The sequence below is a fragment of the Bradyrhizobium sp. Kon56 genome (assembly GCF_055807635.1).
Genome location: NZ_JBVVOU010000346.1, coordinates 1 through 292, shown reverse-complemented (window position 1 = coordinate 292; position 292 = coordinate 1). Strand labels below are relative to the sequence as shown.

General features: G+C 57.5%; 1 protein-coding gene. It reads left to right on the top strand.

The window, feature by feature from the left end:
* On the top strand, window positions 1–292 hold a 292-nt coding region (locus tag AC0L3B_RS39260), incomplete at both ends, for a hypothetical protein (protein WP_473383140.1).

The window sequence follows — 292 nt, the reverse complement described above, 5'->3', positions numbered from 1 at the left end:
GGGGGTGGGTGCTGGATGCTCTCAGGCGTGCCTGTGAAGTCGGGCAGATCGTTCGTATCCTGAAAGCCGCGGAGCTGGTGGCTTTCGATGCGGGTTATTTCGAAATCGCGATCCGCAAGAGAGCTCTCAAACACCGGGTTGAAAACGGACTTGCTTATCAGTTGGAGGACGCTGACGCCTTGCGCGAATGCGCGCTGCAACTGACTCCAGATCCCTACCCAGCACTGCTCTTAGCCTCACAGGTCAATCAGTCCAAACTGCTTGCCCTGCAGCAGTTGGCCACCCTGTACCT